This is a genomic window from Paenibacillus sp. FSL L8-0340, from assembly GCF_038593145.1.
Classification (GTDB): Bacteria; Bacillota; Bacilli; order Paenibacillales; family Paenibacillaceae; genus Paenibacillus_AQ.
On the sequence record NZ_CP151967.1, the window covers coordinates 432210 to 455436 of the forward strand.

Annotated in this window: 23 protein-coding genes and 1 riboswitch; of the genes, 12 read left to right on the forward strand and 11 right to left on the reverse strand. The window is 53.0% G+C overall.

The genetic code is table 11. The features are described from left to right. Positions 1–111 precede the first annotated feature (111 nt). Together NST07_RS02000 and NST07_RS02005 are read right to left on the reverse strand one after the other, a co-directional pair. Positions 112–1950, reverse strand: a complete 1839-nt coding sequence (locus NST07_RS02000; protein WP_342480969.1) for a diguanylate cyclase — start codon at positions 1948–1950, stop codon at positions 112–114. A gap of 256 nt (positions 1951–2206) precedes the next feature. Further along, positions 2207–2794 carry a DUF5317 domain-containing protein gene (locus NST07_RS02005; RefSeq protein WP_342480970.1) on the reverse strand — a complete coding sequence of 196 codons (588 nt, stop codon included), beginning with the start codon at positions 2792–2794 and terminating at the stop codon, positions 2207–2209. 172 nt (positions 2795–2966) lie between these two features. Between NST07_RS02005 and NST07_RS02010 the strand changes: the two genes are divergently transcribed. The 3 genes from NST07_RS02010 (at position 2967) to NST07_RS02020 (ending at position 6202) form a co-directional block, all read left to right on the forward strand. Beyond that, positions 2967–3308, forward strand: a complete 342-nt coding sequence (locus NST07_RS02010; protein WP_341089397.1) for a metal-sensitive transcriptional regulator — start codon at positions 2967–2969, stop codon at positions 3306–3308. Between the two features lie 124 nt (positions 3309–3432). Then, positions 3433–3633, forward strand: a complete 201-nt coding sequence (locus NST07_RS02015; RefSeq protein ID WP_038585127.1) for a copper ion binding protein — start codon at positions 3433–3435, stop codon at positions 3631–3633. A 115-nt stretch (positions 3634–3748) separates the two neighbouring features. Then, positions 3749–6202, forward strand: coding sequence for a heavy metal translocating P-type ATPase (locus NST07_RS02020; protein ID WP_342480971.1), 2454 nt, complete (start codon positions 3749–3751; stop codon positions 6200–6202). 69 nt (positions 6203–6271) lie between these two features. On the opposite strand, the gene NST07_RS02025 is transcribed toward NST07_RS02020, so the two are convergent. After that, the gene (locus NST07_RS02025; protein WP_341377106.1) at positions 6272–7192 is read right to left on the reverse strand and encodes a DMT family transporter; all 921 of its coding nucleotides are present in this window, start codon (positions 7190–7192) and stop codon (positions 6272–6274) included. Positions 7193–7395: 203 nt separating this feature from the next. Between NST07_RS02025 and NST07_RS02030 the strand changes: the two genes are divergently transcribed. The 6 genes from NST07_RS02030 to NST07_RS02055 all read left to right on the forward strand — a co-directional run bounded on the left by NST07_RS02030 (position 7396) and on the right by NST07_RS02055 (position 13160). After that, positions 7396–8739 (forward strand): PLP-dependent aminotransferase family protein, encoded by a 1344-nt coding sequence (locus NST07_RS02030; RefSeq protein WP_341089403.1) that lies wholly within the window; start codon positions 7396–7398, stop codon positions 8737–8739. A 60-nt stretch (positions 8740–8799) separates the two neighbouring features. Further along, positions 8800–9549, forward strand: coding sequence for an oxygen-insensitive NADPH nitroreductase (gene nfsA, locus NST07_RS02035; RefSeq protein WP_341377107.1), 750 nt, complete (start codon positions 8800–8802; stop codon positions 9547–9549). A gap of 208 nt (positions 9550–9757) precedes the next feature. Beyond that, positions 9758–10672 (forward strand): ABC transporter ATP-binding protein, encoded by a 915-nt coding sequence (locus tag NST07_RS02040; protein ID WP_341097524.1) that lies wholly within the window; start codon positions 9758–9760, stop codon positions 10670–10672. Beyond that, on the forward strand, positions 10669–11406 hold the full coding sequence (locus tag NST07_RS02045) for an ABC transporter permease (protein ID WP_341089407.1): 738 nt from the start codon (positions 10669–10671) through the stop codon (positions 11404–11406). Before NST07_RS02040 ends, NST07_RS02045 begins: the two co-directional genes overlap by 4 nt. A gap of 66 nt (positions 11407–11472) precedes the next feature. After that, positions 11473–12561, forward strand: coding sequence for a sensor histidine kinase (locus tag NST07_RS02050; protein WP_342480972.1), 1089 nt, complete (start codon positions 11473–11475; stop codon positions 12559–12561). Next, positions 12558–13160 (forward strand): response regulator transcription factor, encoded by a 603-nt coding sequence (locus NST07_RS02055; RefSeq protein ID WP_342480973.1) that lies wholly within the window; start codon positions 12558–12560, stop codon positions 13158–13160. Before NST07_RS02050 ends, NST07_RS02055 begins: the two co-directional genes overlap by 4 nt. 489 nt (positions 13161–13649) lie before the next feature. Here NST07_RS02055 and NST07_RS02060 read toward each other — a convergent pair whose 3' ends face one another. From NST07_RS02060 to NST07_RS02095, 8 genes are all read right to left on the reverse strand, one after another. Further along, positions 13650–14492, reverse strand: a complete 843-nt coding sequence (locus tag NST07_RS02060; RefSeq protein WP_341377110.1) for an ABC transporter ATP-binding protein — start codon at positions 14490–14492, stop codon at positions 13650–13652. Positions 14493–14511: 19 nt separating this feature from the next. Further along, positions 14512–15273 carry an ABC transporter permease gene (locus NST07_RS02065; protein ID WP_341089414.1) on the reverse strand — a complete coding sequence of 254 codons (762 nt, stop codon included), beginning with the start codon at positions 15271–15273 and terminating at the stop codon, positions 14512–14514. After that, the gene (locus NST07_RS02070) at positions 15270–15563 is read right to left on the reverse strand and encodes a thiamine-binding protein (RefSeq protein WP_342480974.1); all 294 of its coding nucleotides are present in this window, start codon (positions 15561–15563) and stop codon (positions 15270–15272) included. Before NST07_RS02070 ends, NST07_RS02065 begins: the two co-directional genes overlap by 4 nt. Before the next feature lie 40 nt (positions 15564–15603). Beyond that, positions 15604–16674: an ABC transporter substrate-binding protein gene (locus NST07_RS02075; protein ID WP_341377111.1), complete on the reverse strand. Its 1071-nt coding sequence runs from the start codon at positions 16672–16674 to the stop codon at positions 15604–15606. A 125-nt stretch (positions 16675–16799) separates the two neighbouring features. Next, a riboswitch (TPP riboswitch) is annotated at positions 16800–16910 on the reverse strand. 73 nt (positions 16911–16983) lie between these two features. Next, entirely contained in the window at positions 16984–17871 is an 888-nt protein-coding gene (locus NST07_RS02080; protein WP_342480975.1) for a hypothetical protein, read from the reverse strand. Next, complete coding sequence (locus tag NST07_RS02085; RefSeq protein WP_342480976.1) at positions 17804–18382, reverse strand: hypothetical protein; 579 nt, start codon at positions 18380–18382, stop codon at positions 17804–17806. The genes NST07_RS02080 and NST07_RS02085 overlap by 68 nt, the downstream gene beginning before the upstream one ends. Continuing rightward, the gene (locus NST07_RS02090; RefSeq protein ID WP_341377113.1) at positions 18360–18581 is read right to left on the reverse strand and encodes a hypothetical protein; all 222 of its coding nucleotides are present in this window, start codon (positions 18579–18581) and stop codon (positions 18360–18362) included. The genes NST07_RS02085 and NST07_RS02090 overlap by 23 nt, the downstream gene beginning before the upstream one ends. 120 nt (positions 18582–18701) lie before the next feature. Further along, the gene (locus tag NST07_RS02095; protein WP_341377115.1) at positions 18702–20165 is read right to left on the reverse strand and encodes a hypothetical protein; all 1464 of its coding nucleotides are present in this window, start codon (positions 20163–20165) and stop codon (positions 18702–18704) included. Positions 20166–20412: 247 nt separating this feature from the next. On the opposite strand from NST07_RS02095, the gene NST07_RS02100 reads away from it, so the two are divergent. The 3 genes from NST07_RS02100 to NST07_RS02110 all read left to right on the forward strand — a co-directional run bounded on the left by NST07_RS02100 (position 20413) and on the right by NST07_RS02110 (position 23222). Then, positions 20413–20853: a pyridoxamine 5'-phosphate oxidase family protein gene (locus NST07_RS02100; protein ID WP_341089423.1), complete on the forward strand. Its 441-nt coding sequence runs from the start codon at positions 20413–20415 to the stop codon at positions 20851–20853. Between the two features lie 270 nt (positions 20854–21123). Beyond that, the gene (locus NST07_RS02105) at positions 21124–21798 is read left to right on the forward strand and encodes a response regulator transcription factor (RefSeq protein WP_340895216.1); all 675 of its coding nucleotides are present in this window, start codon (positions 21124–21126) and stop codon (positions 21796–21798) included. Next, complete coding sequence (locus tag NST07_RS02110; RefSeq protein WP_342480977.1) at positions 21795–23222, forward strand: HAMP domain-containing sensor histidine kinase; 1428 nt, start codon at positions 21795–21797, stop codon at positions 23220–23222. The genes NST07_RS02105 and NST07_RS02110 overlap by 4 nt, the downstream gene beginning before the upstream one ends. Positions 23223–23227 lie beyond the last annotated feature (5 nt).

The window sequence follows — 23227 nt, forward strand, 5'->3', positions numbered from 1 at the left end:
TTTTTTAGGGGGGAATTAAGTAATTAAAGTATAGCTTTTTGTATTGTGGTCAGGATTGGGGGCTTCTAGACGAGGGAACAAAAAAAGAGCTTCGGCCGGGGAATTCTGCAGCTATATAGCTGCATCTCCGGCGCTAAGCTCTCGGGCTTCAATATAGGTAATGAAAAATTCAGTCAGTTCAGGGTCGAATTGGCTTCCCGCACAAGCTCTCAGCTCAATGATCGCCTCCTCCACGGACTTGGTTGGCTGGTAGGGTCTTTCCGTAGTCATGGCGTCAAAGGAATCGATAATGGTCAGCATCCGGCATAAGCGGGGAATTTCCTCACCCTTAAACCCGAAGGGATATCCCTTGCCGTCATACCGTTCGTGATGCAGCTCGATGTAGGGGGCGAGATCCTTGAATTTGTCGTTGGTGAGTGCCATTTTTTTGCCCCAGGTGACATGCCACTTGACCATTTCCCACTCCTCCGGCTCCAGCTTGTCTTTCTTGTTAAGGATGCCCCACGGAATTTCCAGCTTGCCGATATCATGGATCAGCGCGCCGAGTGTGAAGTGTCTTTTGGAAAGGGCGTCGATGTCGAGCAGCTCACTGATATCCATCGCATAGCGGAATACGCGTTTGGAGTGGCGGAAGGTCTCCATATCCTTATACATAAACAGGTTCAGCTGCTGCTCGATGTCGCGTACATCCTGGCTGAAGTCAAGCTCCTGCTCCAGTGAGGAGTATGCTCCGTACGTATGCACTGTATTCTTGCCCTGGCGCTTGGAATAGTAGAGAGCCTGGTCGGCCTGGTCGACGAGCTGTGATTTATCGTGGATATCGCTGGTGCAGGAGGCAATGCCGGCGGAAAAGGCGAGGCAGCCAAGCGGGAAAATTTCAACGCCGTCAAACCGGCTGTTGTTCAGCTTTTTGCGCAGCTGGTCAATGTAAACACGGGCTTGAAGGATATCGTAGGCCGGCATGAGCAGCGTAAATTCCTCACCGCCATAACGGGCGGGAATAATCCCATGCTGCTGGGCTTCGCTCTTAAGCGTCTCACCAACAAATGCGATCAGCTTGTCCCCCTGCAGATGGCCGAAATGGTCATTATATTTCTTGAAGTCGTCAAGGTCGATCATGGCGAGTGAAAGCGGAACGCCCGATGCCCTTGATTTCTGGATTTCCTGTTCCAAAGCTTCCTCAAAGTAGCTGTGATTGAATAGCCCGGTCCGCTGATCGGTGTTGGCCCGTTCTTCAATGCTGCGGTACATGGAGAACAATCTTTTGAAGGAGTAGCAGAGCAGCGTGCTCAGGCACAAGAATAGGACAAGCCCGAAAAAGCTGTTATGGACGATCAGTACAACGAGAACCAGAGAAAGAACCAATGTGCACAGATAAACGACGAAAGAATCTTTAATAATATCCTTAATCGTCTCATAAAGGGTGCCTTTATATATAATGTAGTAATATAGTCCGATCAAGAGGGTGTTACCTATAAAATAGACCGCAAGTGTCATCAGATAAGCCGGCAGTTCGTCATTGATCAGCGGTCCGGGATGTCCTCCAAACAAATCAAAGGTATAGGAAGAAACACAGATCATAATGGAGTAAATTGAGAAATTTGTCAGGTGTTTCCACCAGCTGGTGCTTGTGTCAAAAAAGAAAAAGATCAGGCAGTTGAGAAGAAGAACAGTCAAAGTGGCAGAGCCGCCAAAGACAAAAATGCAGGCCAAATACACCGCTGATTCCATGGTCAGTTCGTTGCCCTCCGGAGGAAGCTGCACCAGGGAAAAGGTGAGTATTAAACTGGCTCCGGTAAGCGCATAAATCCATACCCACCTTGGGGTTGGATACTGCAGAAATTCCAAATGATTGCTATACGTGAAAAGCGCTACTCCCAGAAGAGATATGAGCAGTGCATAGATATGGCCTGAATTAATATTGCCTGCAAACGTTTTAAGCTTGGTCATGATTACCCCTCTTTATTAACAAAATGTGCCTGTGTACATAATAATGGTTTTAGGGATAAATGAATAGTAATTTGCAAAGAAGCAGGCTGTTTTCAGCCTGCTTCTTGTGGAGGAATTAGTGTCCGCCGATTCTGAAACCCGAAGTAAGCGCGATAACTACGGAAGCTACAATAATAGCATTGATCGCAAGACGGGAATATTTGATGCCTTCCAGTTTCTTTTTCATGGGAACTCCTCCTTTCACTTGGTTAACGGCTTATCCCTGTACTTTGGGCAATGTTTTCAGGTCTGCAGCAGCCGGTGTCATGATCGACAGAATGTAGAGGAAAATCCCGAGATTCATCACTACATCTCCGATGCTGATCGCCTGAGTACGCGGATAAGGGCTGGACAGGGGGATGATATCGCCAAGAAACGGCAGGCATGTTGAGGCGTCAAGCAGATAGTGCTTGGTCACCACATCGCCGCTCTGCAGCATCTCCAGATAAACCGGATCGAGTACAGAAGCCGCTTCAAAGGATACCGGCATTCTCCCCCCGTTAACGAGCATAACCAGGAAGTTAAGGAATACACCCGTCATAATGAGCCAGAATCCTTTGTTGTGCCGGTTCAACCATAAAAAAATCAGCCCAACCACATACACAGCGGTAAAGATATAACCGCTGGCTGCGGCTACAGTGGACGACCGCTCCTGAATATAATACATAAAAAATTGGAATACCAGTAGCAGCGGGAAGATCCATCCTGCCTTGAGCCGAATGTTGCTGAACTGGACGAGGCCGTGTCTTAAACCGCCCCGGAAGAACCCTACAATTAGACCAAGAATGATGCCATCGTAAACCATTACCCTACCTGCCTCTGTTCAAGAATGGGAAATATGAAATAATTGGATTCCTGAGTCTTTCATTCGTTATACTTCGCCAAAATACCTTTTTTTAGGAAGATGATTTTTCTTGACATACCCATGGGGGGTATATTAAGATTAAGTTGCAGCCAGGATACAAGGAGGTGCGTAGATGGCGCCCAAAGAAGAGAAGCTGTCACCTGAATCATGTGATAGCGGTTGTCATACCCCCGGAGAACGCAAGAGCCACCATTCACCGGAATTCAAGAATGGCCTTACGAACCGCCTCAACCGGGTCGAAGGCCAGATTCGCGGCATCAAGGGCATGATTGAACGGGATACCTACTGTGACGATGTGCTTAATCAGCTCGCTGCAGTACAGGCTGCGTTGAACGGTGTCGGAAAGCTGTTGCTTGAAGGACATATGAAGAGCTGTATTATTGAGCGCATTGAAGCCGGTGAGCATGAGGTTATTGATGAGCTGCTGATCACGGTTAACAAGCTTATGAAATAAGGATTGTACGAAGTAGAATCAACGAAGTAAAGCTCACAAAACTAAGCGTATGCTTTCGAAGACAGTTTTGTACGAAGTAGAATCAATGAAGTTAAGCTCACAAAACTTTAAGGAGGTTTTTAATATGTCAAACGTAACGTTAACTGTAGAAGGAATGTCCTGCGGTCACTGTGTCAGTGCTGTGGAGAAAGCCGTAAGCGGTCTTGGCGCTGCCGCCAAAGTCGACCTGCCTGCGAAGACAGTCGCTGTTGAATACGATGAGAACAAGGTAAGCCTTAGTGCAATTAAGACAGCGATTGAGGACCAGGGATACGACGTGGTTTAAGTCGGATGAATGAATAATGAGGCTTGGGGCGGGGAACTTTGCAGGTTCCGTAGGCTTCAGCCTTTTCTTTTACACATTAATATACCCCTAAGGGGTATGAGGAGGCGCGGAGATCGTGGAGAAAACGACAGAATCCGGCCTGCAGCAGACCACGCTGCAGATTACCGGCATGACTTGCTCGGCTTGCGCGGCCCGGATCGAGAAGGGGCTGTCCCGGATGGAGGGGGTATCGCGGGCCAACGTCAACTTGGCGCTGGAGCAAGCGACAGTGGGCTTTGATCCGGCGGTAGCGGGATTGCCGCAAATTGAAGAGAAGATCCGCTCGCTGGGATACGATACGCTGAAGGAGTCGGCAGATTTTGATATTACAGGAATGACCTGTGCCGCTTGCTCTGCAAGGATTGAGAAGGTGCTTGGGCGCATGCCCGGAATCGCGGCGGTCAATGTGAATCTGGCCCTGGAGACGGCACATGTGGAATATACACCCGGAAACATCAGCACGGCTGAGATCATGGAGAAAGTAAGCAGCATCGGATATAAGGCTGCGCTGAAACAGGACCGCAAGGACACGGCCGATCAGCGCAGCCAGGAAATTGTGCGCAAGCGGAATAAATGGATCATTTCCGCAGTTCTGTCCTTTCCCCTGCTCTGGGCGATGGCGGCGCATTTCTCCTTCACTTCATGGATTCCTGCACCGGATATACTGATGAACCCCTGGTTCCAGCTTGTGCTGGCGACCCCTGTGCAGTTCATTATCGGCTGGCAGTTCTATGTCAGCGCCTATAAGGCGCTGAAGAACGGCAGTGCCAATATGGATGTGCTGGTTGTTCTGGGCACCTCGGCTGCTTATTTCTATAGTCTGTACCTGACGATAGATTCCTTGTCGATGGCAGGCATGGGCCATTCGGTGGAATTATATTACGAGACCAGCGCGATTCTGATTACGCTGATTCTGGTAGGCAAATGGTTCGAAGCACTGGCCAAGGGCCGTTCCTCCGACGCCATTAAAAGCCTGATGGGCCTGCAGGCTAAGACGGCGCTGGTCATCCGTGACGGTGTTGAGCTCAGCATTTCTGTGGAAGAGGTCATTCCGGGAGACATTGTGCTGGTTAAGCCGGGAACGAAGGTGCCGGTAGACGGCGAGGTCGTTGAAGGGCTGTCATCTGTGGATGAATCCATGCTGACAGGCGAGAGCATTCCGGTAGAGAAGAAGCCGGGAGATACTGTCATTGGGGCAACACTGAACAAGAATGGAATGCTGAAGATTAAGGCACTCAAAGTTGGCCGTGACACCGCCTTGGCGCAAATCATCAGAGTAGTAGAGGAAGCGCAAGGCTCCAAGGCTCCGATTCAGCGGATTGCCGATGTGATTTCCGGCATCTTTGTGCCGATAGTGGTCGTAATTGCAGCTGTAACCTTTGGAGTCTGGTATATCTGGGGAGCGCCGGGCCAGTTCGCCGATGCACTGGAGAAAGCCATCGCTGTACTGGTTATCGCCTGTCCATGCGCACTAGGTCTGGCTACACCAACCTCAATTATGGCCGGATCAGGACGCGCGGCTGAATTCGGGATTCTGTTCAAGGGCGGCGAACATCTTGAAGCCGCACAGGGGATCAAGACCGTTGTACTGGATAAGACGGGAACTGTAACCAGCGGCAAGCCGGTGCTGACGGATATTATAACGACAACGGAAATCGCCGCACATGGCAGAGTACTGGCCGAGAACCGGCTGCTGTCCGTTACGGCTGCTGCCGAGAAGCTGTCAGAGCATCCGCTGGCGGATGCCATCGTGGCTGGTGCTGCGGAAAGAAGCCTGGACCTGCCGGGTGCCGAGCAGTTTGAGGCGGTGCCGGGACGCGGCATTTCTGCGGTGGTTGACGGCCAGAGCATCCGCGTGGGAACACGGCGGATGATGGAAGAAAGCGGTGCAGACACCGGTCCGTGGACCGGGCTGATGCAGAAGCTGGAGCAGGAAGGCAAGACCGCGATGCTGGTATCCGTGGACGGGGCCATTGCCGGGATTGTCGCGGTAGCCGACACCATCAAGGATACTTCGCGGGCTGCCGTAGCCAAGCTGTATGATATGGGCATTGAAGTGGTCATGATTACGGGAGACAACAAGCTGACAGCCGAGGCCATTGCCGGGCAGGCTGGCATCCGTACGGTGCTGGCCGAGGTGCTGCCGGAAGGGAAGGCTGCCGAGATCCGCAGGCTGCAGAGCGGGGGAACCAAGGTGGCGATGGTCGGGGACGGCATCAATGATGCCCCTGCCCTGGCCACTGCCGATACCGGTATGGCTATTGGTACCGGCACCGACGTAGCGATGGAAGCAGCGGATATTACCCTCATGCGGGGTGATCTGATGAGCATTCCGGATGCGATCCTGATGAGCCGCAAAACCATGACCAATATTAAGCAGAATTTGTTCTGGGCGCTTGCTTACAATACCATTGGGATACCGATTGCTGCGCTAGGCTTTCTGGCGCCATGGCTTGCCGGTGCGGCAATGGCCTTCAGCTCTGTATCGGTCGTGCTGAATGCGCTGCGGCTGCAGCGGGTCAAGCTGTAAATCTCATCATTTTCTCCACAGGGGAATGCTCTTTTCTTGGAGCAGAACGGATAAAAAAGCCGCCGGGCATTAAGCCCCGGCGGCTTTCTTGCGTCCTAGACGGTTGGTGCCAATAACCCCTGCAATAATCAGGAACGATCCGATCCAGTGATACACAGTGATGTTTTCCCCGAGAAAGATCGCCCCGGCCGCAATGGAGACGATGGTCGAGAGATTGGTGAACACACTCATAAGGGAAGCTTCGATTTTGGACAAAATATAGGTTGATGTTAGGGTGGTGACGAGCGACGCTATAATACCCAAGTAAAGGGTAGACAAGATAAAGGTGCTGCTGCCGAGCGGTTTGAAGAAATCGCCAAGCGTGCCGCTGGACACATGTCCGGTAAGCGAAATGATCAGGAATGTGGCGAAGCCAATTCCCATCATCAAATAGCTGAGTTCAGCGGGGCTGAAATGCTTGGAGAGTGACCGGGCCAGTACGCTGTATCCGGCAAAGGCCAGACAGGTCAGGAATAACAACACAATCCCGGTCATGTTGGACAGATTAATACTGCTCCCTTTCATGACAAAGATGAACACAACGCCGAATACGGACAGGAAGATACACAGCTTCTGCAGAAGCGTCGTGCGCTCTTTCAAGAATATAGAGGCGATGATCATCGTCACAACCGGGGTGAAAGAATAGAGAATTCCTCCCTCGGCAGAGCTGGCATGCTGGAGTCCGAATACCTGAAGGGTGAAGAATCCGAGCGGGTACATGGCTGCCAGCAGCAGTGCTTTACCAATCGGCTTGCCGCTGTAGGATATTTTGACCCAGCCGAAGGCAACCGGGATCGACATCACTATAAACGAAGCCGCGAAGCGGTAGGTTAACGTATCGAGCGGTCCGGCATGACCGAGCGCTACTTTGGTGAATAAGAATGAGAATCCGATAATAACTGCGTTAAGCACGGCAAATATATAAGCCAGCTTGAGTCCTTTTTGCGGCATAGTAGCATCTCCTTTTCGTTAACAGGACAGGATCGTCTAAACGTCTTATCTGTTACTTTAAAATTAAAGGGAAATGCCTGCGCGAACAATACTGTTTTTCTATGACTGTACCGATACAGTTTGTTGATTGCTATATAATGAATAGAGACGAATAGTGGTAACATGAACTTACTTAGTGTAGAAGGCCATTCAGGAGGCGCATTATGAAAAAGTATCTTTCGGTCTTGTCCGATATGGAAAACCGGATCAGAGAGGGGCAATACAGCCCGGGGCAAAAACTGCCCTCTGTGCGTAGCAGTGCAGATTTCTACGGCTGCAGCATCAGCACTATTCTGCGGGCATACGGGGAGCTGGAAAGACAACATGCGATTTATTCTATTCCGCAGAGCGGATACTACATGGTTGAAAGGTCTGAAGATGCGGGACCTGCCAGGGGCGGGGAGACGATTGATTTTGCCTCGGCCTCGCCCGATCTGAATGTGTTTCCATATTTGGATTTCCAGCATTGTCTCAATAAAGCGATTGACAGGCACAAATACCACTTGTTCACCTATGGAGATACGCTGGGACTGGGTACGCTGCGCCAGACCCTTGTGCCCCATCTGGCGGAATATCAGGTCTTTGCCAAAGTGGGGCAGATTATCATCACTTCGGGAACCCAGCAGGCGCTGGAGGTACTGGCCAAGATGCCATTTCCGAATGGCGGGACAGAAATCCTTGTTGAACAGCCCGGATACGATCTGTACCTGCGTTATTTGGAGGCTGAGGGGATGCCGGTGAGCGGGATTACCCGTTCGGCAGCCGGTATTGATCTGCGGGAGCTGGAGGAGAGGTTCAGAGCCGGGGGGATCAAATTCTTTTATACCATGCCCAGATATCATAATCCGCTCGGAACCTCTCTCAGTACGGAGGAACGGAAAGCCATTGCCCGGTTGGCCGGCAAATACGATGTGTACATCGTTGAGGATGATTATATGGCAGACCTGGGTGCAGAACGGCGCTTTGATCCTATTTATGCGTATGACCAGACTTCACATGTTATTTATTTGAAAAGCTATTCCAAAATCATTTTTCCGGGCCTCCGGCTGGGTGCGGCTGTTGTGCCGGAAACCCTGTTTAAGACATTCTGCGCGTATAAAGGATACACGGACAATTCATTATTGTCCCAGGCAGCTCTTGAGGTGTATATCAGGAATGGCATGTATGAGCATCACAAGCACAAAATAAAAGCTCTGTATGCCGAAAGAATCAGTGCAATGTATGAGGCACTCCAGCAGCACAATACGGAAGGTCTGATTGAAGTGTCTTCGGACAGCTCCGGGATCTACATGCAGTATAAGCTGCCGGAGACAGTGAATTTGGATCGTGTGGTCAAGCGGCTTGCGCAGAGAAAGATCAGCGTCGTATCAGGCAAGGGATTCTATATGACCGGTTACGGGAACCGGGAGAAGTTTATGCGGATCAGCATTTCACGCGCCCGGCTGGACCAGATCGACGAAGGCGTCAAGGCCATTGTCGAAGAAGTGAAACGCGGGGGCGGATGGTAAGAGTGTGGCCTATATTCATTTGTTTGTGGCTAATAAGGAGAAAAGAGAGGCGAACAGATCATGAAACCGAATAACGAAACCCTTGAATTATTAAACCAGCATGTCTCCGTCCGCCAGTACCTGGACAAGCCGGTAAGTGAAGAACAGCTTGCTGCCATCATCGGCGCAGGCCAGATGGCCTCGACCTCCAGCAATGTTCAGGCCTATAGTGTCATCGCAGTCACTGAGCCCGGGCTTAAAGCACAGCTTGCCGCTCTCTCGGGCAATCAAGCTTATATCGAGCAGTGTCCGGTCTTTTTGGTCTGGTGTGCCGATCTGTACCGGCTGCATGAAACAACGGCACCCTATTTGCAATCAGCCGAATCCTTCGATTCCACTGAAAATTTCATTGTTGCCACCGTTGACGCAGCACTTGCGGCGCAGAACGCTGCCATTGCTGCAGAATCGCTAGGCATGGGCATCGTCTACATCGGCGGAGTCCGCAACAATATCGCCGAATTGTCGGAGCTGCTGAATCTTCCTGAACGGGTCTATCCGGTATTCGGCATGTGTCTCGGCTATCCTGCCGGGGCGTCCGGACTTCGTCCGCGTCTTCCGCTGGAAGCTGTACTGCACCGGAACGGCTATGACAAGGCCAAAACTGCCGGGCAGGTTGCAGCTTATGACGAAGTGTCGAGTGCATATATGCGTGAGCGGACGGGCGGACAGAGTGATGCACCCTGGTCCGCTATGATGGCTAAACGTTTCGCGGAGCCGGCCCGCATGCATATGAAGGAATTTCTGCAGGAAAAGGGATTCATGCAAAAATAGCATGGTTATAAGCTTCTTGAAGCGATCCAAAGAGCCTCATGCCAAATGCTTGCCGTTTGGTGCCGGGGCTTTTTGCTATGCGTTTAGAGCCAGGTGACAGTTGTCATCTCAAAGGAATGACAGTCCATACTGATCTCATTTCCCCATTTTTTATACCATAGAAATATAGATCAGGGCTTAAGATACGGGGGGAACGGACATGGACGGTATAGACAACGTGATCGAAATGGATGGGGTAAGCAAGATATTTCACGGCAAAAAAGCGGTGGACGGCATTAGCTTCAAGATCAGCAGGGGGTCGGTTACTGCGATTCTGGGGCCTAACGGGGCGGGGAAAACAACCGTGTTATCCATGCTGCTTGGACTGAAGGAGCAGACGGAAGGCAGTATAAAGGTGTTCGGGCTTCCGCCCGGAAGCCGGCTGGTCCGGGAAAAAACGGGGGCCATGCTGCAGGAAGTAAGCGTAATGGACCGGCTGAAGGTCCGGGAGATCATCGCTCTGATCCGCAGCTATTACCCGCAGCCCATGGCTATGGAGGTTCTGCTGCAGGCGACGGGCCTGGCCAAGGCCGATCTGCAGCGGTATGCCGAGAAGCTCTCCGGCGGCCAGCGGCGCAGTCTGAATTTCGCCCTGGCCCTGGCGGGCAATCCCGATCTGCTGTTCTTTGACGAACCTACGGTTGGGATGGATATTACAGCGCGGCGGCATTTCTGGGACAGGGTACGCGGACTGGCCGCTGGAGGAAAGACGATCCTCTTCACGACCCACTATCTGCAGGAGGCCGAGGATATTGCCGACCGGATTCTGCTGTTCAGCCGAGGCGCGCTGGTGGCGGACGGCAGCCCGGATGAGATTAAGGGGAGAATTGTGCGGCAATCGCTGTCCTTTCTGGCAGCAAGCGATCCTGAAGAGCTGCGCGGACGGCTGCGGCAATTGGCGGCGGTCGAGGAAATGTACGATAAGGACGGCCGGATTGTGGTCACGACAGAGAATACGGACGAGGCGCTCCGTGCAATTTTTACCGGCGGGCTTGAAGTGAAGGATGTCCGCATCGATCAGGGCCGGCTGGATGAGGCCTTTGAGCAATTGACGATTCAACCGGAGGAGGGCGTCAAGCCATGAAAATAATGATCAACCAATGCAAGTCCGAGCTGCTGCGGATCTTCCGCAATCCTTATTATGTGTTCTGGTCGCTGGTCATGCCGATCATGTTCTATTTCATCTTCACTAAAGTGGTGAATACAGGCATGGACGACGCTGCCCTCTGGCAGGCTCATTATCTGATGTCGATGGCGGCGTTCAGTGTAATGGGGTCAGCGATCATGACGCTGGGCATCCGGCTTGTGCAGGAGCGGACCCAGGGCTGGAACACCTTTATCCGCATTACTCCGCTGCCGTCCTATGTCTATTTCACCGGCAAAATGTTCGCTCAGATGATGATGCAGCTTTTCTCCGTGGTATGCATATTTGCCGCTGGTTATGTGATGAACGGGGTGTCCCTGACTCCAGGGCAGTGGCTGTTCAGCGGATTATGGATTGTTGTCGCCTCCCTGCCTTTTCTGGCACTGGGCACACTTGTCGGCTTTATGAAACGGGTAGACACGGCAAGCGGTGTCAGCAATGTGCTCTATATGGGGCTGGCGCTGGCGGGCGGCATGTGGATGCCGCTGGATATTCTTCCGGAGCTGATGCAGCGGATCGGCCGCTGGCTGCCTTCTTATAATTATGGAAACGGGGCGTGGGAGATTGTACGCGGAGGCCATCCACAGTGGAGCGGTGTGCTGATTTTGCTCGGCTATCTGGCAATATTTATGTTACTATCGCTGTATATTCGAAAAAAACAGGAAGCGGTGTAATGCATGTTGTCAGGCAGGAAGTTTCGGTTGTTCCCGCAAAAATACGGTTTTTTCCCTTTTGTATGGATGTTCTATTTGTTGCTTCCGGCCTTTAATCTGCAGGAGGAGCGGGGCCTGAAGCTGATCATTGGAGCAGCTCTGCTGCTGCTCTTCGCCGTGACATACCGCCAGTTATACTGGGCCGGTGACAAAGCCTTTAACTACTGGCTGGGGCTGCAAATGCTGCTGATTGTGGTGCTGAGCCTATGCTACAACCCGGTTAATTTTTTCATGGGCTTCTTCTCTTCCAACTTTGTCGGCTGGTATGCCGGCAAGAGAGAGTTCAAGATAGCTTATGTAGTTTTTTGCGGCGTGATTCTGATACCACTGGTTATAGCGGCATGGGGGATGAATCCATATGACCTGCTGTTCTTTTTTCCTTTTTTAATTATCATGCTGGTCTCTCCGTTTGGGATAAAATCTCTAGGGCGTAGGAAAATACTGGAGAAACAGCTGGATCAGGCGAATGAAGTCATCGAGGAGCTAATCAAACGCGAAGAGCGGATGCGGATTGCCCGGGACCTGCATGATACGATGGGCCATACCCTGTCGCTGATTACGCTGAAAAGCCAGCTTATCGAGAGGCTTGTCGCCAAGGACCCGGAGCGCGCGCAGGCCGAAGCCAGGGAGATTCAGCGCACCTCGCGTGCGGCACTGCGCCAGGTTCGCGAGCTGGTCTCGGAGATGCGGGCAGTTACCGTAGCCGAGGAACTGGCAGAGGCCGGGAGAATGCTGCGGGCTGCGGAGATCGCCCTTGAAGTTCAGGGGGAGGTGTCGCTGGAGGACGTGCCTGACCTGACACAGAATATCCTCAGCCTCTGCATCAAGGAGGCGGTGACAAATATAGTGAAGCATAGCCAAGCCACCCGTTGCCGAATCGGAATTGCACTGACGGAGGGGGCGGTGCGGATCACCGTTGAGGATAACGGAATCGGCCTCACTCCTGATGGAGCAGGCCGTGAACGCTGCGAAGGCAACGGAATGAAAGGGATGGCTGAGCGGTTGTCGCTCGTTGACGGCTCAATGACATTAAGCTCCAATCCGGGCGGGGGGACAGCATTATCTGTAGTGATTCCAAGGATTATCAAGGAACATAAGGAGGGGGAATTGGCATGATAGGCATTGTAATCGCCGAGGATCAGCGTTTGCTGCGCGGGGCGATGGCCTCGCTGCTTGACCTGGAGGAGGACATTGAGGTTCTCGGAGAGGCCGGTGACGGGGCGGAGGCGCTTGCGCTGATCGGGCGGCTGGAGCCGGACGTGTGTCTTATGGACATCGAAATGCCGCTGAAGAGCGGGCTGGAGGTTGCGGAGCTGCTGAAAGCCAAAGGCTGCCGGACGAAGATCATTATCCTGACGACCTTTGCCCGGCCGGGCTATTTCGAACGGGGCGTGAAAGCCGGGATTCAGGGCTATCTGCTGAAGGACGAGCCGGTCGACAAGCTGGCGGATGCGATCCGGCGCGTCATGGAAGGACACCGTGAGGTCTCTCCGGAACTGGTCTTCGGCAGCCTGCGGGAAGAGAATCCGCTGTCCTCCCGTGAACGGGAGATTCTGTGGCTGGCCGGTGCAGGGCAGACGGCTGGTGAAATTGCCGGGAGTCTGCACCTCTCGTATGGCACAGTCCGCAATTACATCTCGGAAATTCTGGGTAAGCTGGAAGTGAAAAGCCGGATCGAAGCCGTACGGCTGGCTGAGGAGAAGGGTTGGATCTAAGCGTTTATTTTCTCTTGATATTCCCGAATGCTGTGGCGGGCGTGCTACAGGTGGATTGTTACTGGTTATGTACGGATAAATTGTGATAAGGCTGAATGCTATATGAAGCGGCGGGAAGGGGGCCATTAGTCTCTTTGTGAAGCCGATGTATGCCTATAGCTTAAAGGGAAAGGGTCCCGCTAATTATGCCACCGACAGAATGATGGGTAATCAGAGGGATTTACTACCGGTAATTCCTTGAGAAATGGAAAAATGGCCTAATTACTGAATAATATAGGTAGTAATTCCCTCTAAATCAATATTAAGTGGGTTTTATATAAAATTAGCGGACAAGTTTCCTTTTGTTTGTGTTGCTGAGCCCTGCGCTGCTGAATCAGTGCGCATTCGTGTGCCGTTATCTTGAAATAACTACATATTAATAAGACCAGCCGTCCGGTTCATAGGGCGGCTGGTCTTTTGTAGAGGCTGTTAAGCGGATATCGCTTAAGACTACTTGGAACTCTTCGCCTGCTCTTCCCGCATCCACTGTGACAGCTGGCGCTTGAGCTGGAGGAATTCCGGCGAATCGGCGATTTCCTCACGGCGCGGCCGGGGAAACGGGACATCGACCGTATGCAGGACGGAGCCGGGACGTCCAGAGAACACATAGATGCGGCTGGAGAGCAGCAGCGCTTCTTCGATGTTGTGGGTGATGAACAGCACGGAGCGGCGGTTCTCCTCCCACAGCTCCAGCAGCCAGCGCTGCATTTCGCTGCGCGTCAGCGCATCCAGCGCGCTGAACGGCTCGTCCAGCAGCATCAGCTCCTGCGGCGCGAGCAGCGCCCGCAGGAAGGCAGCCCGCTGCTGCATGCCGCCCGACAGCATATGCGGGTAGGCCCGCTCGAAGCCGCCAAGGCCGACCTTGGCCAGCCAGTGGCGGGCGGTTTCCCGCGCCGCAGCCTGCGGCGCGCCCTTAAGCTCACCGGCGAGCAGGACGTTGTCCTCGATGCTTCGCCAAGGGAACAGCGCGGGCTGCTGCGGCATGTAGCTGATCTCTCCGCGCTGCCCTGTAACAAGGTTGCCGTTCATGCTTACCGTTCCGGCATCCGGCAGCTCCAGGCCCCCGATAATATGGAATAAAGTGCTTTTTCCGCAGCCTGAGGGTCCGACAATCGAGACGAATTCCTGCGGCCGCACTGTAAGGGATACGTTATCCAGCACGCGGGTTTCGCGGCGGCGGTGGGTGAAGGTTTTGGAGATTCCTTTTACCTCAAGTGCAGGCGGTAAGGTCCTGGCTTCAGGAATGCCGGCTGCTTCAGTGCCGGATGGCGGGTTATCTGTAATATGCGGCATTGTCGGCGATCCTCCTTTTCTAGGAACTTTTGCGCGGCTTCCAGCGCACCAGCCATTTCTCCAGCAGCGCGATAAGTGCGAACAGCACAAGACTGAGCAGCACGATGATGGCAATGGCGACGAATACGCGGTCTGTGCGGTAAGCGGATTTTTGCAGCAGCATGTAGTAGCCGATGCCCTTGTCAGCTCCGATCCATTCCGCGACAACAGCGCCCATTACGGCGTAGGTGGCCGAAATTTTAAGCCCCGAGAACAGGGCGGGCAGGGAGCCCGGAAGCTCCAGCTTGGTGAAGATCTGCCATTTGTTCGCGCCGGCCATCTTCATATAGTTCAGCATGGTCCGGTCGCTTTGCATCAGGCCGCCCATGGCGGCGACTGAAACCGGGAAGAAGCAGACAAGTGTAATCAGGACAACCTTCGGCAGCAGCCCGAAGCCGAACCAGATAATCAGCAGCGGCGCGAGCGCAATCGAGGGCACATTCTGACTGAGAATGAGCAGCGGGTAGAGAGCTCTCTTGAGCCAAGGCAGCAGATGCAGCAGCAGGGCAACAATAAGACCCACGCCTGTGCCGATGGGGAAGCCGATCAGGGTAAGGCGCAGCGTAGCCGCTGTATGTGCCCAAATGCCGGAAGCATTGCCCGAGGTTTCCCGGGCGATATCGCTTGGGCTGGGAAGGATCCATGACTCGATATGGAACAGGGATACCGAAACTTGCCATAGCCCCAGAAAAAAGACGACCGCCACAAGGGGCGGCCAAATCTGTTTCCAATACGATCTCACGGCCGGTATTTCTCCGTCAGTTTGTCCATGCTGATTCCATTCGGGTTATGGGCGATTTTGATCTGGGAGATGACGCTCGGACTGCCTGCGGCAATCAGCGCTTCATGCATCTGGCGCACAACCTCAAGCAGCTCGGTGATGTCGCCCTCCATCGTGGTCTCCAGCGGGTTCACCTGATGTTTTACACCGGATTTCTGAATCACTTCGATGGCTTTGTCCACGTAAGGAATCGAATCCTCGTTGTTCGGAGTTTTGGGAATTACCTGAATGCTTAGCAATGTATTGACCACAATATATCAATCCTCTCAGTTTAAATCACTTCATCCTTAATCAGTTAGCTGGCAAAAACTCATTCGTAAATGTGCTTGGAACATCCAGCGGCTGATCGAGCAGCTTCAGGCCATACATCCAGTCGGCGTAATCCTGCCAGACCTCGCTCTTCTGCTCGCCCCAGCGGACGGCATCATCCTTGTATTTCGGGCTGAGCCATTTCTGGCTGGCCAGGACCAGCTTGGGGTCCAGCTCAGGAACAGCTTTGGAAAGAATGGCTGCGGCTTCCTCCGGCTGATCAATGGCGTATTGATAACCTTTCGAGGTAGCCTTAAGGAAAGCCTTCACCAGCTCCGGATGTTCGGCAATTTCCTTCTCGCTCGTAGTCAGTACCGGCGTGTAGTAATCGAGCTGGGGTGCATAATCCTTGAGGTAGAGCATGTCGAGCGGTTCTCCGCGCAGCTCCGCTTCAATCCCGGTCCAGGCATAGAAGATCCAGGCAAAATCAATGTCGCGTTTCACGGCGGTGAAGAAGTCCGCTTCACCGATGTTCACCAGCTTCACCTTTTTCACATCTCCGCCTTCGGGGTCCATAATGGCTTTCATGGCCGCTTCTTCGGCAGGGGAACCCCAGCCGCCGTAGGTTTTGCCTTCGAAATCCTTCGGTGTCTTAATATTGCGGTTTTTCGGTGCAGCAAACCCGGAGGTATTATGCTGAATGATAGCGGCGATGGACACAAGCGGCACCTTCTGCAGGCGGGCCAGCGTCAGTGCCTCTTGGGCACTGATGCCAAAAGCGGCTTCGCCCGAGGTAACCATCGTGTCGGAACCGGCAGCGCCCGGCTGCACGATTTCAACATCCAGCCCTTCCTCTTCGTAATAGCCCAGCTCTTTTGCCGCATAAAGCCCGGTATGATTCGTATTCGGCGTCCAGTCCAGCGCGACCTTGACCTTGGTCAGCTCCTTCGGAGCGTCCGTTGCTGCCCCGGCAGTGGTTTCAGGAGCAGCGGTGCTGTTCCCGGCAGTCTCTGCCGCATTCCCCCCGGAGTTCCCATTGCTATTGCCGCATCCGGCAATGGCAAAGACCAGCATGCAGGTGAGGCTGAGCTTTAATACTTTTGTGACTCCCATTTCTCTTCTTCTCTCCTTCCAGCAACCCTAGTCTTCCAAATTCTGAATAGTCCCATACAAAAAAGGTGCCCCGAGAATCGGGACACCAGTTACTTGCGCAAGGTTGTGGCTTGGGCCATAAACGGCCGTAAGCGATTGACGATTCCTACGCTGGCATTATCCAGATCAGGTATAAGGGTCAGTATCTTGTGGGATACAATCTCAGCCGGCCAATTCCAGCACCCCTGGTACTATGAAGTTATAGGTATTGCTGTGTTCTTACGGTGTATTATAGACGCCCGCTCCATAGTTGTCCAGTAGCAACTCTGCTTAGCTATCAAGCTTCAGCGGCAGGCGCCACGGCCCTTTGAGCAGAAAATGCGGCTCGGACAGCTTAAAACGCAGCTTATCCTCCCCGGGTTTTGTTTCTAAATGGAGGGTCTTCATCACGCCGTAGGTCTGGTCCTTATTCACCCAAGAGAACGAGCTGTTGTCCGCCTGCCCCGGATAGCGAATAAGAAAATGCTTCAGCGTCCGCAGCTTTGCGGCATTGAAATTCACATTCACATCGACGCTGGCAGCCGTCTCGCCGGTACGTTCAATGCGGGTGAACTCTACCGGAAAGCCCGCGATTTCCGCGCGTGTGTGGAGCATTTGCTCCTGGCCGATATCAGGCAGCGGAATCTCTACTTCTGCAGATACAGCGTCATGATCTGAAACTTCAATATAAGGAATGAAGACCGTATAAGGCCAAGCGCCCGCCCCGGCAGTCTCATGAAACCGGAAGTCGGAAGGATAGGACATGGATTCAGGCTGCTCCAGTGCCGCCTTTTCTCCTGCTGCGTTCTCTATATAGAGACCTGATCCAGGGACCAGCGGCTCCAGTCCGTAAGCATGGACAGTCAGCCCGGATTCCGCCGTCAGAGTGGGCAATAACTGGACACGGACAAGCCCGCCGCCAAGGTCCACCGGAAAAGCAGTAATCCGCACATCCTGCTGTATATCGCTTGCGCCGAGTTCCCCGAGCTCCTCAGCTGTCTTCGGAGCGGTGAGCTGTAACGGACCAACGGTTGTGCCGACCAGATGCAGGGTTAGAAGATTATTCTTCTTCAGTTGCAGCGGTTGAGTTGAACTGTAGCTGCCGTACCACTCACTCTCCGAGGACGAACGCATGTAAGAGGTGAAAGTATAGCGGTTGCCGCCGATATTTACCCTCAAATTCGCTGACTTCAGGGACTTTCCGGCCGCGAAGCGTAATACTCCCGCCAAGCTCTTGCAGGAGAACGGCATCTACGGTCAGACTTCCGTCCCCCAGAGCAATATCATAGGATTTGCCCAGCACATAGATCCGGTCACCGGGGCTGTTCTCCACGACGGTGCCGAAGCCAGGAAGGAAACTCAGCGCCTTTCTTAACCCGGCCTGTACCTCAGGAGAGAAGGCGAGCATACCGGCAGCAATGAGTATTACCGCTGCTGCGGCCGCGAAGATATTCCGCCTCCGGGATCTCCGGGCGAAGGAACGGACGGTGTGGACAGCGGCTTCAGGCTCCAGACGGGCAAGTGTACGTGCTTTGATGCGGGCGAGCGAAGCTGTCTCCTCTTCGTCTGCCAGGTGCGGACCTTGGTTAATCTCCGGCAGTACACCTAAGGCAAGTTCCGCATCACTGAAGTTCATAGAATCAATCATTCCGAACAGGCGCTGTTCCTCAATTTTCATGTCTTTGGCCATGTTGCGCCTCCTTTCCCTGACTCTCAGACAGGCCTAGCGCCTGCTTGAGCAGCGTCCGGCAACGGTATAAGCGGCTTTCGACTGCCTTTTTACTGAGACTGAAGGTTTGCGCAAGCTGATCAAGGCTCTCATAGAGGAAATATCTGCGCAGAAACAGGCTGCGGTCCGGTTCGCCCATCTGCTGCACGCAGCCGATCAATTCACTGGCCGTCTCGCGGGAAAGAACTTCCTGTTCGGCGGAAATTTCGTTCCGTGCAGCTCCGGCAGCAGCAGCTTCCCCGGTTCCGCCCCGGCGCTCATGATAGTTTCCGGAAGCTTATCAATCCTTGGTATAAAATCTTTTTCTGCGGCGGCTGCGGATTCCGTTCCACAGCTCTTTCAGCGTCAGGAGGATGCTGACGAGGATCCCGGTGAAGGTGAGCAGCAGTGCCAAATATTCAAAAGGAGAGTATTCCAGCATTTTGCTCCATTCAATGCGTCCCTTCAAGTCTTCAATAACCTGGTTCATCCCGTAGATGCCGCTCACCACTGTAAAGACAGTCAGAATCATCAGCAGCGTATCCCGGCGTTTAGCCTGGAATTTCTCCTGGTACTGGAACAGGTCGTTCAGGGTCATTTTGACTTCATCAAAGAGGGCATCATTGCCGTATACTTTGCGCAGCTGGATGAAGATCTCCCGGCCCTGCGACTGTGAAATCAGCTCCAGAAAATAAAACTTGGCCGAAAACTTGTTAATCAGGAAGATCAGATTCTCAATTTGATCATAATCGTGGTTGATACGCAGCCGGGAGTGGAGATTGGAAAGCTTCAACAGGACGATTTTGTGGAAAATACTAAGGAGCAGCCCGTAGTAATACTGCCCGTACATCTGATTGACCAGTGGAGTGGCTACCTCCGGTTCGGCCCGGCTCAGGCAGCAGAAAGTCTGCTCGTTGGTCATATAGTAGGTATCCGGCCCCCAGCGGTTGTACGAATGTGCCTGGCAGTACTCTTCGATATACTCGGGATCGCTGGCGCTGATATAGGGTTTTCCGTACAGATTCAGCCCATCCAGCTGGGAGGCGCGGTAACGCAGCTCCACGCTGATCTCGTCTGCATCCTCCTGCCGGTTGAAGCCATAAAAGGCTTGGACCAGCATTCGTTCGTCTACGAAGAAGGGAAGTGTCTCAAAATAGGCCCCGTCAATTTCCGATTGGTCCATAAACGGCTGCAGGCCATCGGCCAGATTCCTGAACACAAAATCCTCCACCTGATCGAAGGTTTTGTCCTGGTAATGGATATAGGTATGTTTGTCCTGGTAGGAGACATCCTCGAGTGTGCGGAAACGGTCGGCGAATTCCAGCGCTGTGCTGAAGGGCAGGTTCTCTTCCTCGATGCGGACTCTTACGGTCAGAAATCCAAGCTGAAACGGACAAATGAATACATCCGTCGAGAGTACCCGGAAGTTTACGGATTGCTGTGTCATTTCCAGCCTGCAGGCCAGATTGTTTACCCGGGAAAACCGGCGGAAGGAATCTTCTTTATCCTTGTCCCGCGGGAATAAGACATGGGCTGCGAACGGCAGATAGCTCCGCTCCATTTTCTCATGGGATACGCAGTAGCCTTCGCCGTAATAAGCATCCTCCAGCTCTTTGTTGTTGAGAAAAAATCGGGTGAAGCCGTCAAGCCCAAGCTGGCGGGCCAGGCTCTTGTCCTCACCGTCCTTGATGGAGAAGGGGAAAATAAACTGCAGCAGAACGGTATGTAGTGTAGGTTCGGTGTGTTCGGAGAAATGCTCAGTCATTAACGATTCCACCCTTATGCACAGGATTTTGACATCTTCTATATTACCCTAATTTCCAGGCTGCCAAGCTGAGTGAAAATAGGATTCCTGCAATAATGGCCAGCGTCTGCAGCCACGGCGATGACATACACCCAGCCCCAGGGCGGGAGAAAAGCATAAGTGAGTTCATGATTTTGCCCCGGATTCATTCTGAACCGGACGGGTACACTATAATAAGCACACATATTGGAAAGGAGCTGTTTCGTCAATGGATAACAATGAGCTGGAGCAAAATATCATCAAAGCGCTGGATGACAATAAGTTCGGTTCCTTCGGCACGATAGAAGCCGGCAACAAACCTAAGGTGCGTTATATGGCAGTATTTCATGAGGGGTTAAACATTTACCTCGCTACCAACCGGAAGACGCATAAGGTAGAAGAGCTGAAGGATAATCCGCATGCTTTTTTGCTGCTTGGATATGAAAAGGGCGGCGGCAAGGATGTGCTGGAGATCGAAGCAACAGTCGCCGTTACCAGGGATGAAGGCTTACGGGCCAAAGTATGGGACCAATCACTGGAGAAATGGTTCAAAGGACCGGATGATCCTGACTATGTCATTCTGGAGCTTACACCGGCACGGATAGAGTATGTCGGCAAAAACGAAGAGCATGGCGTTTGGCAGCCTGCGGCCGCAGTTAACGGCAAATAAACCTAAGATATGAAACAGCTGGCCATCGTAAACCCTACGGTTTATAGATGGCTTTTTGCCGTCCGGAGGATAGCTGGCTTATGGTAAATCATGTTACAATTAGAGGGCTGAAAATTTGAAATTTAGACGTACTCGATAATGTTACCGGTCCGGTTCCTTTGGTCCTAATCAATACAACCTATACCCTCCCCGAAGCGCAGACGGTAATCCGCCGCCTTCGGGTTTTTATGATGTCCTGCCATTTCCACCGAGAAAGGAATTGAAAGCTAAATGAGCGTTACATTGTTATATGTTGAAGATGACAGGGAGATTGGCAGTGCGGTTTCCGCCGATCTTCGGGAACGCCAGTATGCCGTCCGCTGGCTGGAGAGCGGTGAAGGGGCAGTGGAGGCGGCTGCCGGCTGTCAGTTAGCCATTCTCGATGTCATGCTGCCCGGTCTTGACGGCTTCACCGTTGGGCAGCGGCTGAAGCGGACGTATCCGGGGCTGCCAATTCTGATGCTCTCCGCCCGCACCTCCATCGACGATAAGCTCCAGGGGCTGGAATTTGCCGATGATTATTTAACCAAGCCGTTTCACCCGGATGAGCTGGCCGCACGGATTGAAGTCCTGCTGAGAAGGAGCGGTGCTGCGGCACCTGCACCGTTAAGGATTAAGCATCTGATCGTCCATGAAGGGGAACACCTTATTCAAGAAGCGGCAAGCGGCAAAGAAATCCTGTTAACCGGCAAGCAGTTTCAGATATTCTCCTACCTGCTCCGCCATCTTGGGCAGATTCTGACCAAGGAACAGATCTATGAAGCCGTCTGGGGTGAGGCTTACATAGAGGGGGACAAGACACTGATGGTACATATCCGTTATTTGCGCGAGAAGCTGGAGCTTGACCCGGCTGCACCCGAGATTATAGAGACGGTCCGGGGAATCGGCTACCGGGTGAGAGCATGAGGGCCATTAGGCGCTTGTATAAACTGCGCAGTTCGCTGCTCTCCCGCTACCTGCTGATCATTATTGCAGCCCTGCTGTTCCTGCCTGTCATGATGACGGCAACCTTTGTCGGATACGGCCTATTCAGCGCATGGACCCGGGAAGGTCCGCCTGATGAGTATGCCCCTTACTCCAGAATCACTAAGCTTGAGACCATGTGGCATCAGGAAGCGCTGGATCTGCTGGGCAAACCGCCGGAGGCGATCAATGAGCGGATGCGGCAGCTCAGCAGTGAGTATCCTTTGGCCGGGATGTTCTGGGTAGACAGCCACGGGAAAACCAGGCTAAGCCTTATGCCGGAAGATCCCGAGCTGCAGAAGCAGGTAAAGGGTGATGCTTTGCCCGCGCAGTGGAGTGCTGCAGAGGCGGTTGCCTTTATGAAAAAGAGCACAGAGCTTAATCCGCTCGCCATTGTCGCCTTTGTAGGAGACCGTGCGGAAGCCGGAGAAGGTTTTATGGTGATGCAAATTCCGGATGCATTGAGGGATGAAGAAAGTATTGATGGGCTAAGCTCGTGGTATTTAATCGTTCTGGTTTTGTTTTTTGCCGGCTTCATTGTGGTGTCGCTGCTGTTCTTCATAGGGATCCGGACCCGGCTGCTGCGCCTGCAGACGGCGATGAGTTTCACGGGCGGGGCCGGAATTCCGAAGCCCGTTACTTCTGGTGGCAGATCGGATGAGATTGGCCGTCTGGAGGAGGCCTTTAATACGATGGTGACTGAGCTTAATGCCAGCCGGTCTAGAGAGGCGGAAGAGGAGGGGCTGCGCAAGCGCCTGGTTTCCGATCTGTCGCATGATTTGCGGACTCCCCTCACCGTAATCCGTACTCATCTCCATGTGCTGGGCAAGGAAAGCCTATCGCCGCGCGGGCAGGAATCGCTGGAGCTGATGGATGAACGGATTGCCGGGCTCAGCGTGCTGATCGAGAATCTGCTCTCTTATAATCTGCTCAGCAGCGGAAAGATAACGCTGAAGCTGGAGCGCAGGGACGTGCTGCGGCTGCTGCGCGAAAGTGCCGCCGCCTGGTATCCGCTTTGGGAGAAGGAAGGGTTCCAGGTTGATATTGACCTGGAGGGTGAACCTCTATACTGGACTATAGACGAGAGCTGGTTCCGCCGGATTCTGGACAACCTGTTTCAGAATATCCTGCGCCATGCCCGCTGCGGACTATATGTAGGCATTGCGCTGGAAGTCCGGGACAGCCGCCCTGTGATTATCGTCTCGGACCATGGCAAGGGAATGATGAGCAACTCTGACTCCAAAGGGGCAGGACTTGGTTTGTCTATTGTAGAGCTGCTGCTTAAGCGGATGGAGCTGGAATGGACGGTCGACAGCAGTGAGCAGGGTACCTCTATTGTCATTTCTCAGCGCCGGGATAAAATTTAAACGAA